Source organism: Vulcanibacillus modesticaldus (assembly GCF_001730235.1).
Lineage (GTDB): Bacteria > Bacillota > Bacilli > Tepidibacillales > Tepidibacillaceae > Vulcanibacillus > Vulcanibacillus modesticaldus.
On the sequence record NZ_MIJF01000056.1, the window covers coordinates 74,152 to 89,412 of the forward strand.

The following is a 15,261-nucleotide window of genomic DNA, read 5'->3' on the forward strand; positions in this document are numbered from 1 at the left end:
GGTTAATCTTATGAACCATTATTTTTTTTTATTTTCATGTATTGAATAGTATTTTTACTAGTCGAGTATATTCCGACAGTTACAACCCCTACTTCAATCCCCGTTTTCATTGCTTCAATTATTTGACCCTCTCCAAAAAGTAAACTATTAAAAATATTTAACAAAACAATGAGCCCTAAATTTACCCAAGCTCTTAGTTTTTTGTGGATTTTCAGCCAGTCGCTTATAATTGGTGTTAATGACATGGCCATTGCAATAATGATACTTATTTCTAACATAAAATCAATCTCCCCCTAAGATCATTTATATATTTATATGAAGTAAAAAATCTAATATTTCTAGTTAACTAATTGAATTTATTAAAAATCCCTCATAAGAACAACTCTTATGAGGGATTTTTGTGCTTTTTAAGTGTACTAGAAAGAATTATTGAAATTATTCCAACAGCTAATATGATCAAAGACGAAATTACTAAATACTTAACTATATCGTTAATTACTAGATTTAAAAGATAGGTAATCTCAACTTCAAATTTTTGAATAATACCATTAAATTGTAATTTATTAGATATTTTTTGTTCATCATAAACATATAGTACGACCGCAGGAACCATTGAAAAAATTCCACTCATTATAAAGGTATAACCAACCCATTTAAAAAATCTTTTTAAGCGGTAAGAAATTAAAAAACCTAATAAAATTAATGAAATAATTGCAAAATAAATAATCAATTTAATATCTTTTGATTTTTGATAATTTAATCTCATATTTTCTAGATTTTGGGGGTCAATATCATAGTACTTGATAACATCTATCGATGTTGGTAGTTGTCCTTTTATTTTACTAATAATCTCATCCTTGATTAAGTTAATTGGAATCTTTTGTTCTGCAGCAAATCGATCTATTTCATCGCCTGTTATTTCAATTACAGAATCATAAAAATTTTGAATAGGGATCGGAGCTATTTCATCACTCTCACCTAGGAGATAATTCCATAATGAAATTTGAAATGTTTCTGCAATATAAGCAATCCAATCAGCTGTCACTTCTTTTTCGATAACTTTCTTAAATATTCTTACAACCAATTCATTTTTTACGGTATTCTCAAATTCCATTTCATTTGAAACTTTTTCTTTGATTATTATTTCAGATTTTTCATATATTCCACTTTGCTTCAAATAATTTATGGATTCATATGGTTTTAATACGGTGGAATGAATAGCATACAATAAAGTCGCTGATGGAATGGTTATGATTAAACTTAAACTTATAAAAACCAGTAGGGTATTTCTTAAAATCCTCAATAGATATCACCTCAATTTATTAACTATTCCATTCATATTAAACCATAAAAAAGTGCTATTTCATACGTGAAACAGCACTTTTTTCATATCCGAAGTAAATTAAATTTTAAAATTCATCAACTAATTTCCAAAAATCCTTCCAGAACTCATGAGTATTTCTTCTCTTCTCCTCTTTATGATTGATACTTTCATTGATAAAATTTCTAATACTTTCAAGTTCTGCTCTTCTAATCTGGATGCAATTTTTCTCTTCCTCAGTAGTTCCTATTTGATTCTCGTAACTTCGTAGCCTATCAATCCTATTGTTGAGCTCATCCAAGATGAATTTCGGCATACCTCCCACCTCCTATATTTTTTACCGATATTACATTCATTTATACCAACTTCAGACACTAAATATTGTAATTTTCATAATTATCTTAATTTTCTCTTATTTATATTATATACAATTTTCTACTTGACTGTAAGTATTATTTTTAGCAATTTATAAGCAAAAAAATCATCCTTTCGGATGATTTTTAAACGTGTATCTATTTTTTATAAAACTAACTATTTTTAATGTCTAATTTATACCTGCCTGTACATTCATTTCCTTTGCCATTACCAATAACTACGAGCGTATTTACACCTCTTATATTAAATGGCCCCTTCGTATTTTGAGATTTAACGGTTCCGAGCTTTATGAACAATCTTTTGCCTTTTTCTGTTGTTTTTTCTATATAATCCTTTAATGATATGTTTTTCTTTTTAAGTTCTTCTGTTAATTCATCTGTTATTACTATTTTAGATTTCCAAATATCAAATTCACAATCTCCTGTATTACTAATAGTAAGCTCTCCGTTCTCTATCATCTCATCATCTGTGTAAAGTATTTTTACTCCATCACTTGGTAAACTAAAATATATCTCTTCTGAAAAAGGAAAAATCGAATAAATTGGTGAGTCTGGCATTAAAAAATGATTTTGTTCTACACTATCTACTTGATCGCTATTTAGCATTTTAGGTGTGGCAGGAAAAATAAGTACTTCTTCATATGAATTATTTTTATTTGGCATTATACCTGGAAAGTGATCCGACTCTTCAAATTGCTTTTCAGGGAAACCCGGTAATCCCAATTCATCTGTATCATTGTGCAACTCATCTACTGAAAACTCTAGACTATCTAACACCTCTGAATTATTATGCGATACTTTGGAAGTTTTAGCGTAAATATTCTTGTTTTTTTTAGACGGACGATTTTGTCTTTTTCTTTTAGGTGCCAACACCGATCACCTCCTAATGTTTAATTTATTATTTTAGACTTCTGTACATTTATATGTAAAAATCTAGTCTTTTGTAATAAGTAAAAAGCCTATTTATTAGGAGGTCAAAATTTCTATCCTTTTATATATTAAGTATCTGCCAATCAATTTCCTTACTACCAATTCTAATCAAAAATTGATTTATCTTAGAAAATGGTCTACTTCCAAAGAAACCTTTATTGGCTGAAAAAGGACTAGGGTGTGGGGATTTAATAATATAGTGTTGTGGTGAACTGATTAACCCCAGTTTTTCTTGAGCATTCTTACCCCAAAGCACAAATACCACCGGTTCTTCGCGTTCATTTAATTTGGAAATTACTCGATTGGTAAATATCTCCCATCCAATTCCTTTATGGGAATTAGGCATTCCTTCTCTAACAGTCAAAACAGTGTTTAATAACAGTACTCCTTGCTCAGACCATTTCACTAGATAACCATTATTAGGAATATAACATCCCATATCTGCCTGCAATTCTTTAAAGATATTTTGTAAAGATGGAGGAGGTTTTATCCCAGGTTTAACAGAAAAACTTAAACCATGAGCTTGACCAGGACCATGATAAGGATCTTGTCCAAGAATAACTACCTTTGTATCTGCATAGGAAGTATAATGCAGGGCATTAAAAATATCATACATGTCGGGATAGATAACTCTATTACGATATTCCTCAATTAAAAATTCTCTCAGTTTTAGGTAGTATGGTTTTTCAAACTCTTCCTCAAGTATGTTTGCCCAATCGTTTTTTAAAATTGCCATCTTATCCAACACATCCTATTTCACTACTTTTTTCATTTGTTTAGTAAATGTTCTAAATAAATTAATTTATTTCTTCAAAACTATTAAATAATATCATAATTATATCAAATTCAGCTTTTGACTTATCAGCAAAAATAAAAAACGATTCTTTCCTGAATGAAAAAATAGCCACAGATGAAACACCTGTGACTTATAACGAGCTATTTATCATTTAATTTGAAGGAACTTTTTAAGGAGACAATTCGATTAAAAACAATTTTGTCTTTTGTAGTATATTTAGGGTCTACATTAAAATAGCCATGTCTGAAAAATTGAAACTTGTCTTGCGGTTTAACATCTTTCATATTTGGCTCAATAAAACCTTGCAATATCTCCAATGAATTTGGATTAACTCTTTCAAGGAACGATTTACCTTCTTCTTGTTCATCATCCAATATTAAAGAATCATATAATCTAAACTCGGCAGGTAACGCATGTTTAGCATCGACCCAATGGATAGTACCTTTAACTTTCCTTCCAGTAAACCCTGTACCGCTTTTAGTCTCTGGATCGTAAGTACAACGCAACTCAACCACATTACCTTCTTTATCCTTAATTACTTCATTACATTTAATGAAATAGGCGTGTTTAAGTCTAACTTCATTCCCAACAAATAATCGGTGATATTTTTTGGGTGGATTCTCCATAAAATCCTCTTGTTCAATATATATTTCTCTAGAAAATGGAATGTTTCTGGTGCCCATTTCAGGATTCTCCGGATTAATCTCCGCTTCTAACATTTCCACTTGGTCTTCTGGATAGTTGGTAATTACAACTTTCAAAGGTCTTAATACCGCCATTGTTCGAGGGGCTTTTAATTTTAAATCTTCTCGAACGAAATGTTCAAGCATCCTGACATCTACTACACTGTTGGTTTTTGAAACCCCTGTTTCTCTAACGAAATTACGGATCGACTCTGGTGTATATCCCCTTCTTCTCAAACCAGAGATTGTAGGCATTCTTGGGTCATCCCAACCATCAACGTATTTCTCATCCACTAACTGTTTTAACTTTCTCTTACTCAAAATAGTGTTGGTTATGCCAAGTTCTCCAAACTCGATTTGTTGTGGTTGATTTTCCATTTCACATTCTCTTACAACCCAATCATATAACGGACGATGGTCTTCAAATTCGATGGTACAAATTGAATGAGTAACCCCTTCGATGGCATCTTCAATTGGATGAGCGAAATCATACATAGGATAAATGCACCATTTATTACCAGTGTTATGGTGTGTAGCATGGGATATTCGATAAATGACAGGGTCTCTCATATTTAAATTCGGAGAAGCCATATCAATTTTCGCTCTTAAGACTTTTTCCCCATCCTTAAATTCCCCTTTACGCATCCTTTCAAATAGCTCTAAATTCTCCTCTACAGATCTATTTCTATAAGGACTTTCTTTACCTGGTTCTGTTAATGTTCCACGATACTCTCTTATTTCCTCAGCTGATAGGTCACAAACATATGCTTTTCCCTTTTTGATTAATAAAATTGCCCTATTATACATCTCTTCAAAATAATCTGAAGCAAAATATAAACCGTCCCATTCAAAGCCCAACCATTTCACATCTTCTTTAATAGCTTTAACGTATTCCTTATCTTCTTTTAATGGGTTGGTATCATCAAATCTTAAATTTGTTTTACCATTAAATTCATCAGCCAATTCAAAATTTAAGCAAATTGACTTGGCATGTCCGATATGTAAATACCCATTTGGCTCCGGAGGAAAACGTGTAATAATCTGGTCATGTTTCCCTGAATTAAGATCATCTATCATTATATTTTTAATAAAATTTGAAGAAGTATTTCCGTTTTCCATTTTAACCACCTTTCTTGAACTGAATCCTTTGACTTTTTTCTTCAAATATGCATTGATAATTTAATTACATTAATATATCATAAAAATCACCTTATTACCACAGACATATATGTGATATTAAAAAAAGATCACTCTTTATTAAAAAAGATCACCCCATAGGAAGTGATCATAAAATTACATAGATTTGCTTACAGTAAATAAAAAACCCTTGTTTAAGCAAGGGTAAATATCCTATATATGGTGGAGCTAAGCGGGATCGAACCGCTGACCTCCTGCTTGCAAGGCAGGCGCTCTCCCAGCTGAGCTATAGCCCCATTTTCAACGACAAAATGTATTATAGCATGTTTAAATAATTCTTTCAAGAAGGAAAAATAGTGAAGAGAATTAGTTAGTTTATGACAAAATTCGTCTATTTGGACCGTCTACAAAGTAAGCTGACGTATAATGACGTATTCTTTCCATCAATCTTTTAGATTTAAGCAACTCTTGTCCACCTTTATTAGAGTAAGCTAAATGTTCCTCCAAATCATCATAATTTAAATTAGATGTATATAATGTTGGAAGACCTTTAATCATTCGAGCTTGAAGTATCGCACCTAAGATTTCATCCCTTTCCCAGGTACTTAGTGTTTCTGCTCCAATATCATCTAATATTAAAACCTGAACATTCTTTAGTATCTCAATCTTTTTATTTAAGGTATTATCCTGGATAGAGTTTTTTATTTCTCTAAAAAAATCTGGTACGTAAATCATCAGTGTTGAAATATTTCTTTCAGCCAACTTTTTTGCAGTAGCTACCATCATATGACTTTTTCCTACCCCTAGGGGTCCGTAGAGGTAAATTCCCTTTTGTTTTACATTTGGATCGAAATTTTTACAAAATTCCATGAGTGCCGCCAGTGCATCCTCTCTTCCAGGGGTTGGATCAATATTTTTGAAAGAAGCATCCAAAATCTCTTGCGGTATATATTGACTTTTAAATAGTTTGCTTCTATGTTCTTCTTTTTCTTTTAGTATCAATTTTTCACATTTAATTAATGAAGACTGAAATTGTCCATTTTGAAAATATATTTTTGTAAAATGTCCCTTTAGTATATTTGAACAACTAAGCAAATTATTACATTTGCTGCAATTCTCCTTTTCTTCTACATATTGATGTAGCAAGTTTAAGGAAGCTAAAACATTATCATTTGATATGTTATGGTAATGGATCAATTTTTTTATGTCTGGATGTTCCATCAATTTTTTAATCCATTCTTTCTGTTTATTAGAAACCCCCGGCATTAACTCTTCTATCACCATTTTTATGCTATTCATTATCTCTACCTCCTTTCAAAAAATTTGGTTATACTTCACCCAAATCCTTAAGAAGCTGATCTATCTTTGCTTTTTTCTCTTGATCAATTTTATTAATATCCTTTTCATCTGATTTTTGGTGATACTTTTGTTCTTGAAGTAAAATATAATCCGGTACTTTTTCCTTTCTATTAACTGATTGTTTAATATTAGATTTAGAAGTTTGTTTGTTATTTTCTTTCCAATTCTTATATAACTGATGTTCTTTTTTAGCTACAGACAAGGCCTCTTCTACCGTGGTAATTTTCAGCCTTTTCCAGTGTCCGGCAACCTTTTCTGTGAGGTTTTTTGGTAATTTATAATCATTTGATAGCATGATATATTCGATCAAGACATTAACAACACCTGTTGGTAGCTGATAATCATATAATAACCCTTCAATCAATCTCAAATCAGCATCTGGAACTTTGCCTCCCCCTTGATATTGTTGCATTAATTCAATCGGTGAGTAATTTTCTAATATCCACACATGCCTTTGGGCTTTATCTTTGATATTTGATGGTTCTTTATCAAATGTTTTATTTTCCTTGTTTACAATAACAACTTCCTTTTTTTGATATTGAAATTTTTCCCTCATTCTATTTCTTAAAAGCTGTTTATCTATCTTACCCGTATCGTCATAAATGGTATGATCCCTTAATAGATTAATAATCTCAATTTCTGAAAGTTGGTATAAAAAAGCTAGTTCTTGCAATAATTCAATCATTTCTCTATCAAAATTTTTTTCAACTTGATAAATATTACCCAACATCCCTTTAATAAATTCTATATCAAGATAACGACGTTTTAGATTGATTTTAGCATTTGACTTATTAACATATTCTTCATCAACCGGTTGTTGTATTAGTGCTTCCTCCTCAGAACCAGGTGCAACTGTTAATTCTGAAGCTAAAATTGAATCAAAAACTTCATCAAAGGCTTTTGTAATATCTTCATCTTTAATATATTCCCCACGATTCCAACTTAAATTTTTAGTCATTCTTTCCTTCAATATTTTAAATTGAGTTTTGCCAATCCTATTTAATAGTAAAACACTTAGAATATCACTCTGAAAAAAAGCGACAGGGTTCAGTGGTCTAGATAACGAATACTCATAGATATACTCCCCTGTTTCTTTATGCTGATATCTTACACTTTTTAATAATCCAATCGCCTCTAACATTTTTCTTGCCGTAATGATTTCAGGGAATGAAAGATTCATTTGACTCATCAAATGACGATGTAGTCTACTTTCCGAAATACCTATCTGCCCTATTGAAAGATGATTTATTAATGTAATATAAAATATAGTAGCTTTGGAACCGATTATCGGTTGGTATAAATCAATAATATATGAAATATGAGACAATTCGATAGATTCATTAAAACTAACTATATAAGGATCTTGAGGCGTTATTTCGTTAAATATGATTGACATACACATACTCCTTCTATGAATTAGATCTTTATCATTATATCATCCTACCAGATATCCTATAAAGGGTTCATAAAAACCATTTTCTTCATTTCTAAAAATCACTCTTTACTATTGCTTTGAAATTTTTATTCTTATATAATTGGACCCATGGATATTTTAGAATATCTAAAACTATTGTTTGACATATGGAAGGGAGATTCATATGGTTAACGTCACACCAAGTGCTAAGGAACAGCTTGAGCAGTTACTTAAAGAAAAAGAAAGCGACCAAGCAGTACGTGTATATGTTGCTGGTTTTGGCTGAGGTGGTCCATCACTAGGATTGGCTCTGGATGAGCCAAAAGAAGACGATAAAACATTTGACCAAGAAACATTTAAAGTTGTTGTTAACTCCAATGAATTGGCTATGATTGGAGAAGTTGAAATAGATTATCGTGATTCTGGTTGGGGTAGTGGTTTCGTAGTTAGGGCTGCACATGGTTCAACTTGTGGTTAAAATTCACAAAATATAAGGGGCTAATTTCTAAAAATTAAAGTTTTTTGAAATTAGCCCCTTTTATGTTCTTTTAGATATTGTCATTATCTGGATTATTTTTCTATCCACCATTTATTAATAAATATATACGGAGTTAAACTATTTTTTATTTCAAGGTGCAAGGTTGGATCTGCCAATATAATTGATTGTGGACTCGCTAGAGGAATAAGGTAATATTGGGACATAAAGTAATCTTGCCACTTCTTATATATTTCTTTTCTCTCTTGATAATGCCACAATTTACTACCATCAATTAATAATTGATCCGAAATTGTATCATTAACATGGCTAACATTGAACCCACCATTTAATACGTCATTTTTTGTTAGCCATTTATCATTTTCATAGCTTGGATCTAATTCATAAGGCCAATTAGCCAGAAAAAGATCATATTTCCCTTTAGAAAAAAGTTCTGGGATAAATCGTTCCAAATCAAGCGGGTTTAAGGAAATCGTAATTCCTACCACATTCAACTGCTCAGATAGCTTCTCAGCAATCATTTGATTCATTGGTGTATCTACATAAGCTAGCTCAACGTTGATTTCTTTACCGTTTAAAATTGCCTTAGCTTCCTCAATATTAGTTTTAAGCTCAATCGACGAATTAAATGCCCATGATTTTGGATGTAATACAGAAGCAGGTGTATCCGCGTACCCTTGATATATATCGTCAATTATCTTAGAATAATCGATAGCTAATGCTAATGCTTTTCTCATTTCGATATCTTTCCATTTTGGAGAGTTTAAGTTCATACCTAGATATTGATACCCTATTCCTTCCAAAACATGAATCTTCTTAGAGCTTAGATTTTCACCAACATCTTGTGGTAAAGCAAGCAGAAAATTAAATTCTCGATCATTATTGTAGTTTGTAATTTCTATTTGATCCAAATATACAGTTTCTTCATAGTAATCATTTCTAGTCAAAATCCATTCATTTTCTTTTATCTCTACTTTATAAGGTCCACTAGCCATGAGTTTACCGGTACTTGCCTCTTCTATCACCTGTTCAATAGACTTTCCTAGTAATTGTTTTTTTGGCAATATCGGCGCAGTCAATAACTGTAAATCCTTGCTATCTATTTGATCATATTGAATAGTTATACTTCGTTCGCTTGGCTCGATAATAATACCGGAAACATCCGCAGCTTCACCGGTACGAAATAGTTTTGTACCTAGGATGTGAAAAGTATAAGTTTTCCAATTACCGTTATAATCCCTTTGACTATACCAATTAAAAGTAAATTCCACATCTTCAATAGTTAATGGTGTACCATCAGCCCATTTTAAATCATCTTTTAAAACTATTTTGATTTGTTTATTCTCTTCGTCAATTGCGAAGGATGAAGCTAAATCGGGAATTAGCTCCAAATCTTGATCATATTTCAACAGTCCTCGATAAAGTATTGAATGGATATTATAAAACGATGGTCTAGTTGATTGATATCCTAATGGATCAATAATCAAGTTATTTAAGTCAATTCCAATTGTTATCTTCCCACCCTTCGATGGTTCCTGAACAACCTTGTTAGGTGGTAATTCTTTATCTGGAGTATCAGCTTGTTGTCCACTACATGCCGTTACTAATAGGACAAGAACCACTAATACGATTAATAACTTAAGCTTAACTTTCATTATGTCTAAAACCTCCTGCTAGGATTTACGAAACAGCTCAGAAATTTCCTTTATAAATACATTAATATCCTTAAACTGTCTATATACTGAAGCAAACCTTACATATGATATTTCGTCAATATGATAAAGCCGTTCCATTACCATTTCGCCTATAGTTTGGCTATCCACTTCAGATTTTAATTGATTCCGTAATTCTCGTTCTATTTCTGAAACCATACTTTCCAAAGTATCCAATGGAACTGGTCTTTTCTCACACGCTCGTATAACTCCTCTAAGGATTTTTTCTTTACTAAATTCTTCCCTACTACCATCTTTTTTTATCACCAATATTGGTGTTTCCTCAACTTCTTCGTAAGTATTAAATCTTCTATTACATGAATCACATTCTCTTCTTCTTCTGATTGATTTGCCATCTTTTATTGGTCTAGAATCCAGTACTCTCGTACCATTATAGTTGCAATACGGACATCTCATCTTTCTCACCTCTTAATATACTCAACAGGAGAAACATTTATCAAGTCATATATAAGTTTCCCTTAGATAAACTGAAACGTCAAGAAAAAATCGTAAATTGTTAAGTTTTATGAAATTTGAATTTTATTCCATTAAAAAAAATAATGTTTTTTTCTTTCATTTATAGTTGCATTAAAGTATAATGATTTCGTAATTTTTATTTAAAATATCACAGTACATTTTTTTAGGGGGATATCATGGACGTTAAAGAAATGCTTTTCACGTTTTTAGGTGGTCTTGGAATTTTCTTATTCGGTATTAAGTATATGTCCGAAGGACTACAAAAAACAGCTGGAGATCGCCTAAGGACAATCTTAGAAAAAATGACATCAAATCCATTAATGGGCGTTTTAGCAGGTACTTTAGTAACGGCAATTATTCAAAGTAGTAGTGGTACAACCGTTCTAACAGTTGGTCTAGTTAATGCAGGATTATTATCCTTAAAACAGGCCATTGGTATTATCATGGGAGCAAACATAGGTACAACCATAACTAGTTTCATTATTGGATTCAAAATTTCTAAATACGCCTTACCAATTGTTGCTGTAGGAGCAATATTGATTTTCTTCAGCAAAAAAAAGAGCATCAACTATTGGGGTCAAGTAATTTTTGGATTTGGTTTGCTTTTTCTAGGTCTAAAATACATGAGTGCCGGTATGAAACCGCTACGTGGGTCAGAAGTTTTTCTTAATTTAATGGAGACTTTAGCAGATCAACCACTATTAGGTGTTTTAGTTGGTACTGTATTTACAATGATCGTTCAAAGTAGTAGTGCCACAATCGGTGTTCTACAAGGTCTTGCTGAAAGTGGTGGTGTAACATTTGATCAAGCACTTCCAATCCTTTTTGGTGATAACATTGGTACAACAGTTACGGCTGCTCTAGCTGCCATCGGTACTTCTGTTATGGCTAAGCGTGCTGCATTGACACACGTAATGTTTAACATAATTGGTACTTTGATCTTTTTACCACTACTATCATTGGGGATATTTCCTAGTATAGTAAAGTTTATAGCCGATGGGTTAAATATTAAAATGCAAATCGCATGGGCTCACGGTTTATTTAATGTATCAAATACGATAATCCAACTTCCATTCATTGGATTATTAGCTTATATAGTTACAAAATTAATTCCTGGTGAAGAAGAAACAATAGAGTATGGTCCTAAATACTTAGACAGTCGTTTTTTAAGTAACCCTTCTGTTGCATTAGGACAAGCTGCAAAAGAACTTCTAAGAATGGGTGTCTTGGCTAAAGAAGCTTTGACTGATAGTATTACCTACTTCTTTACAGGTGAAGAAAAAAAGAGTCAACAATCTTTACAAAAAGAAGAAGTTATTAACGACTTAGATCATAAGATCACTGAATACCTAGTCAAAATAAGTCAAAATTCATTATCAAGCAATGAATCCAATCAATCAACATTGTATCTTCAAATTGTAAATGATATCGAACGAATTGGAGACCATGCTGAAAATATTGTTGAGTTGGCCCAATATTCACACGAACATAAATTACCTTATTCCGAAGAAGCTAAAAAAGAATTAAATGACATGATTAACTTAACATTAGAAACATTCCAAAAAGCTTTATCATCATTAGAAAATAATGATATCGAGTTAGCTAAAGAAGTTGTTAAAAACGAAAGAATTATTGATCAAATGGAAAAAGATTATCGTAAAGGCCATCTTAAACGCTTAAATGAAGGTACTTGCTTTGGAAGTTCAGGTGTAGTATTTTTAGATATAATTAGTAATTTAGAACGTATAGGGGACCATTCTTTTAACATAGCTCAAGCTGTACTTGATCAACAATAAATAACAAAAAGAGGAGCAATAACATTGCTCCTCTTTTTGTTACAAAAATTATCAAAAAAAATTTTTCTTTTAATAATAATTAGAGAATTATTTAGACATAAATAAAAAGAAGGGATTAACTCCTTCTTTTTAGACTATTTTTGAAAAGTTTCAACCTTATAAGGTTTAACTTCTACCGGACCCATACCACGTGGAACTAATATAGATTCACGTTTAGTCGCTTCCAGCTGTTTAGTTATATATTCAGCAGCAACATTTGGGTCAATGCGATCACCGCAAGTATATACATCAACACTTGCGTATCCATGCTCAGGAAAACTATGAATTGTTAAGTGGGATTCGGAAATAATTACCACTCCACTAACTCCCATTGGTGCAAATTTATGAAAAGCGACTTCACGTACCTCTGCACCGGATTCTAAAGCAGCATCAACCATCATTTTTTCAATAAATTTTAGGTTGTTTAACTTATCAACATTACAACCCCATAATTCAGCAATTACATGACGTCCCATTGTATCCATGCGTACATCCCCCTTGTTATTATAAAATTCATGCCCTTCCAAGCATGCGGGACCTGCGTTATCTACCACGGGGGCAAGTTAGTCCAAGAGGTCCTAACCCTTTAAGTAGATACTGGTTCCTTAGTTATTTAACTAAAGTTCACGATTTTCAGTATACTTGTTTTAAGATCAATTTTCAAGATTTTTTTAACGTATCTTAGAAATTTTTATCGTCACTTAATATCTCTATATTTCACTACTTTATTGGTTTTTATTTGCTTATTAATTAGGCCTCTTTTTTATAGGAATGACTTTCCTGTATGGAATTTAGGAATTTCACATACACTACTACTACCAATAGATAAGGAGGTGACAACAATGGCAGCAGGACAAGAGCGTAGTAGCAACTGGTTAGTTGTTCCTCAAGCATCTCAGGCTTTAGAACAATTAAAGTATGAGATTGCTAATGAATTAGGAATTCAAATTCCTCAGGATGGTTACATGGGTAATATTTCTTCCCGTGATAATGGTGCTATCGGAGGTTACATTACCCGTCGTTTAGTTCAAATGGCTGAACAACAACTTGCAGGGCAACAATTCCCTCAAGCATAATTAAATAAAGCAAAGTGTAGATCTTTGGTATTTGGAAATATACCATAGATACAAAAACAGCACTGGGATTTCTCAGTGCTGTTATCAAATATTCTTCCTTTTTAAAATTTACTCTATTACATATTTCATGCTGTTAAAATTTTATTATCTCGCTTCTGTACTTTGATATTAGAAACGTATTTTGCTAAATCAACAACCCTGCAAGAATATCCCCACTCATTATCGTACCAAGCCATCACCTTTATTTGGTTTTCACCAACTACCATTGTCGATAAACCATCAATAATCGAAGAATTATCATTACCGAGAAAATCAACAGAAACTAAGGGCTCTTCTGTATAATCTAATATACCTCTCATCTCTTCTTGACTTGCTTTTTTTAGAACTTCATTTACTTTTTCAACGGTAACTTTTTCTCTTACATTTACTACTAAATCAACTATTGAAACGTCTGGTGTAGGGACTCTTAATGCTATCCCATTTAATTTTCCGCTTAACTCTGGTAAAACAAGAGAAACTGCCTTTGCGGCTCCTGTAGTTGTTGGAATAATTGATTGTCCAGCACTTCTAGCTCTTCTTAAATCTTTATGCATATTATCCAAAACTCTTTGGTCATTGGTATAGGAATGGACAGTCGTCATCATGCCCTGTTCTATATAAAAATTATCATGAAGAACTTTAACGATAGGAGCAAGACAATTAGTTGTACAAGAGGCATTGGAGATAATATGGTGTTGTTTGTGATCATAGATTTCCTCATTTACTCCCATAACTATTGTCACATCTTCATTTTTAGCAGGAGCAGTAATAATTACCTTCTTCGCCCCGGCTTTAAGATGTTTACTAGCACCTTCTCTATCCCTAAATTTACCTGTAGCTTCAATAACAACTTCTATATCTAACAGTTTCCATGGTAATTTTTCTGGATCTCTCTCTGAAATGATTTTTGTTTCTTTCCCATCTACAATTATTCTATCTTCCCTCACCTTTATATCTGCATCAAGTTTACCATGAACTGAGTCATATTTTAACATATGTGCTAATTGTTTCGGAGTGTAACTAGCATTTACAGCAACAACATCTAGATCAGGGTCTTGTAATGTACGTCTATATACCATCCGTCCTATTCGTCCAAATCCGTTAATCGCTATTTTTATCGGCATTATAAATTTCCTCCCCTACCCTTATGTAACATACTAATAAAAATTTTACGTTTTAAGTATAACATATTTTTTAAAAAATCACTATTAAATGTGTCTTGATTATATTTTATGTTGTTCTTTTATTTTTTCTACTTAAAGAACAAAAATACTTCCTTTGATCAAGAATTGTATTTTGTATAAGTATGGCTTTAGGAAGGTTAACGGTAGTTTTCCAAAAGAAAAGAGTCACCCAAGTGACTCTTTCAGCTTGTAGACAAAGTCTTTATTTAGACAAATCTACAAGCTTTTTTTGTATAATAGATATTGTAATAAATATCTTGTGAGGGGAGAAATATGTTAACAAAGCGTAAGGAAGATGTGAGAACTCAAGTTGAATTAGTATCAATAGAGGATCTGGTACCAGAGGATCATTTGGTTAGGAAAATAGATCAAGCAATTGACTTTAGCTTTATATACGATTTGGTTAAAGATACCTATTCTTTAGATAA

16 protein-coding genes and 1 tRNA gene are annotated in these 15,261 nt (G+C 32.0%); 4 read left to right on the forward strand and 13 right to left on the reverse strand.

Annotated features, from left to right (window positions below):
• Positions 1 to 8: 8 nt before the first annotated feature.
• The 9 genes from BHF71_RS09385 to BHF71_RS09425 form a co-directional block, all read right to left on the reverse strand.
• A complete protein-coding gene (locus tag BHF71_RS09385) occupies positions 9 to 278 on the reverse strand; it encodes a hypothetical protein (protein WP_069657395.1) in 270 nt (89 codons plus the stop codon).
• Between the two features lie 107 nt (positions 279 to 385).
• Entirely contained in the window at positions 386 to 1,303 is a 918-nt protein-coding gene (locus BHF71_RS09390; RefSeq protein ID WP_069657396.1) for a hypothetical protein, read from the reverse strand.
• A 106-nt stretch (positions 1,304 to 1,409) separates the two neighbouring features.
• Positions 1,410 to 1,637 carry a hypothetical protein gene (locus BHF71_RS09395; protein WP_069657397.1) on the reverse strand — a complete coding sequence of 76 codons (228 nt, stop codon included), beginning with the start codon at positions 1,635 to 1,637 and terminating at the stop codon, positions 1,410 to 1,412.
• A 211-nt stretch (positions 1,638 to 1,848) separates the two neighbouring features.
• A complete protein-coding gene (locus BHF71_RS09400; RefSeq protein WP_141705382.1) occupies positions 1,849 to 2,565 on the reverse strand; it encodes a hypothetical protein in 717 nt (238 codons plus the stop codon).
• Between the two features lie 121 nt (positions 2,566 to 2,686).
• Positions 2,687 to 3,361, reverse strand: coding sequence for a uracil-DNA glycosylase (locus tag BHF71_RS09405; protein ID WP_069657399.1), 675 nt, complete (start codon positions 3,359 to 3,361; stop codon positions 2,687 to 2,689).
• Positions 3,362 to 3,561: 200 nt separating this feature from the next.
• On the reverse strand, positions 3,562 to 5,223 hold the full coding sequence (locus tag BHF71_RS09410) for a glutamine--tRNA ligase/YqeY domain fusion protein (RefSeq protein WP_069657400.1): 1,662 nt from the start codon (positions 5,221 to 5,223) through the stop codon (positions 3,562 to 3,564).
• A gap of 238 nt (positions 5,224 to 5,461) precedes the next feature.
• A tRNA-Ala gene (locus BHF71_RS09415) sits at positions 5,462 to 5,537 on the reverse strand.
• A gap of 79 nt (positions 5,538 to 5,616) precedes the next feature.
• Positions 5,617 to 6,540, reverse strand: a complete 924-nt coding sequence (dnaI, locus tag BHF71_RS09420) for a primosomal protein DnaI (RefSeq protein ID WP_069657401.1) — start codon at positions 6,538 to 6,540, stop codon at positions 5,617 to 5,619.
• A gap of 28 nt (positions 6,541 to 6,568) precedes the next feature.
• The gene (locus BHF71_RS09425; protein ID WP_069657402.1) at positions 6,569 to 7,996 is read right to left on the reverse strand and encodes a replication initiation and membrane attachment family protein; all 1,428 of its coding nucleotides are present in this window, start codon (positions 7,994 to 7,996) and stop codon (positions 6,569 to 6,571) included.
• Between the two features lie 202 nt (positions 7,997 to 8,198).
• On the opposite strand from BHF71_RS09425, the gene BHF71_RS12535 reads away from it, so the two are divergent.
• A complete protein-coding gene (locus BHF71_RS12535) occupies positions 8,199 to 8,492 on the forward strand; it encodes an IscA/HesB family protein (RefSeq protein WP_332925366.1) in 294 nt (97 codons plus the stop codon).
• Positions 8,493 to 8,584: 92 nt separating this feature from the next.
• Here the strand turns inward: BHF71_RS12535 and BHF71_RS09430 are convergent, their stop codons facing one another.
• Positions 8,585 to 10,165, reverse strand: a complete 1,581-nt coding sequence (locus BHF71_RS09430) for an ABC transporter substrate-binding protein (protein ID WP_069657403.1) — start codon at positions 10,163 to 10,165, stop codon at positions 8,585 to 8,587.
• 18 nt (positions 10,166 to 10,183) lie between these two features.
• Complete coding sequence (gene nrdR / locus BHF71_RS09435; protein ID WP_069657404.1) at positions 10,184 to 10,639, reverse strand: transcriptional regulator NrdR; 456 nt, start codon at positions 10,637 to 10,639, stop codon at positions 10,184 to 10,186.
• Between the two features lie 236 nt (positions 10,640 to 10,875).
• On the opposite strand from nrdR, the gene BHF71_RS09440 reads away from it, so the two are divergent.
• Positions 10,876 to 12,495, forward strand: coding sequence for a Na/Pi cotransporter family protein (locus tag BHF71_RS09440; protein WP_069657405.1), 1,620 nt, complete (start codon positions 10,876 to 10,878; stop codon positions 12,493 to 12,495).
• A gap of 134 nt (positions 12,496 to 12,629) precedes the next feature.
• On the opposite strand, the gene speD is transcribed toward BHF71_RS09440, so the two are convergent.
• Positions 12,630 to 13,019 carry an adenosylmethionine decarboxylase gene (speD, locus tag BHF71_RS09445; protein ID WP_069657406.1) on the reverse strand — a complete coding sequence of 130 codons (390 nt, stop codon included), beginning with the start codon at positions 13,017 to 13,019 and terminating at the stop codon, positions 12,630 to 12,632.
• Positions 13,020 to 13,376: 357 nt separating this feature from the next.
• Here speD and BHF71_RS09450 point away from each other — a divergent pair, with 357 nt between their 5' ends.
• Entirely contained in the window at positions 13,377 to 13,610 is a 234-nt protein-coding gene (locus tag BHF71_RS09450) for an alpha/beta-type small acid-soluble spore protein (RefSeq protein ID WP_069657407.1), read from the forward strand.
• 125 nt (positions 13,611 to 13,735) lie between these two features.
• Here the strand turns inward: BHF71_RS09450 and BHF71_RS09455 are convergent, their stop codons facing one another.
• Entirely contained in the window at positions 13,736 to 14,773 is a 1,038-nt protein-coding gene (locus BHF71_RS09455; protein WP_069657408.1) for a glyceraldehyde-3-phosphate dehydrogenase, read from the reverse strand.
• A 333-nt stretch (positions 14,774 to 15,106) separates the two neighbouring features.
• Here BHF71_RS09455 and BHF71_RS11665 point away from each other — a divergent pair.
• On the forward strand, positions 15,107 to 15,261 hold a 155-nt coding region (locus BHF71_RS11665; protein ID WP_084024111.1), incomplete at its 3' end, for a transposase.

Excerpts from the sequence above, each read along its gene's own strand:
- BHF71_RS09385 (WP_069657395.1), bottom strand. The coding sequence starts at position 278 with ATGTTAGAAATAAGTATCATTATTGCAATGGCCATGTCATTAACACCA.
- BHF71_RS09395 (WP_069657397.1), bottom strand. The coding sequence starts at position 1,637 with ATGCCGAAATTCATCTTGGATGAGCTCAACAATAGGATTGATAGGCTA.
- BHF71_RS09405 (WP_069657399.1), bottom strand. The coding sequence starts at position 3,361 with ATGGCAATTTTAAAAAACGATTGGGCAAACATACTTGAGGAAGAGTTT.
- BHF71_RS09410 (WP_069657400.1), bottom strand. The coding sequence starts at position 5,223 with ATGGAAAACGGAAATACTTCTTCAAATTTTATTAAAAATATAATGATA.
- dnaI (WP_069657401.1), bottom strand. The coding sequence starts at position 6,540 with ATGAATAGCATAAAAATGGTGATAGAAGAGTTAATGCCGGGGGTTTCT.
- BHF71_RS09425 (WP_069657402.1), bottom strand. The coding sequence starts at position 7,996 with ATGTCAATCATATTTAACGAAATAACGCCTCAAGATCCTTATATAGTT.
- BHF71_RS09430 (WP_069657403.1), bottom strand. The coding sequence starts at position 10,165 with ATGAAAGTTAAGCTTAAGTTATTAATCGTATTAGTGGTTCTTGTCCTA.
- nrdR (WP_069657404.1), bottom strand. The coding sequence starts at position 10,639 with ATGAGATGTCCGTATTGCAACTATAATGGTACGAGAGTACTGGATTCT.
- BHF71_RS09440 (WP_069657405.1), top strand. The coding sequence starts at position 10,876 with ATGGACGTTAAAGAAATGCTTTTCACGTTTTTAGGTGGTCTTGGAATT.
- speD (WP_069657406.1), bottom strand. The coding sequence starts at position 13,019 with ATGGATACAATGGGACGTCATGTAATTGCTGAATTATGGGGTTGTAAT.
- BHF71_RS09450 (WP_069657407.1), top strand. The coding sequence starts at position 13,377 with ATGGCAGCAGGACAAGAGCGTAGTAGCAACTGGTTAGTTGTTCCTCAA.
- BHF71_RS09455 (WP_069657408.1), bottom strand. The coding sequence starts at position 14,773 with ATGCCGATAAAAATAGCGATTAACGGATTTGGACGAATAGGACGGATG.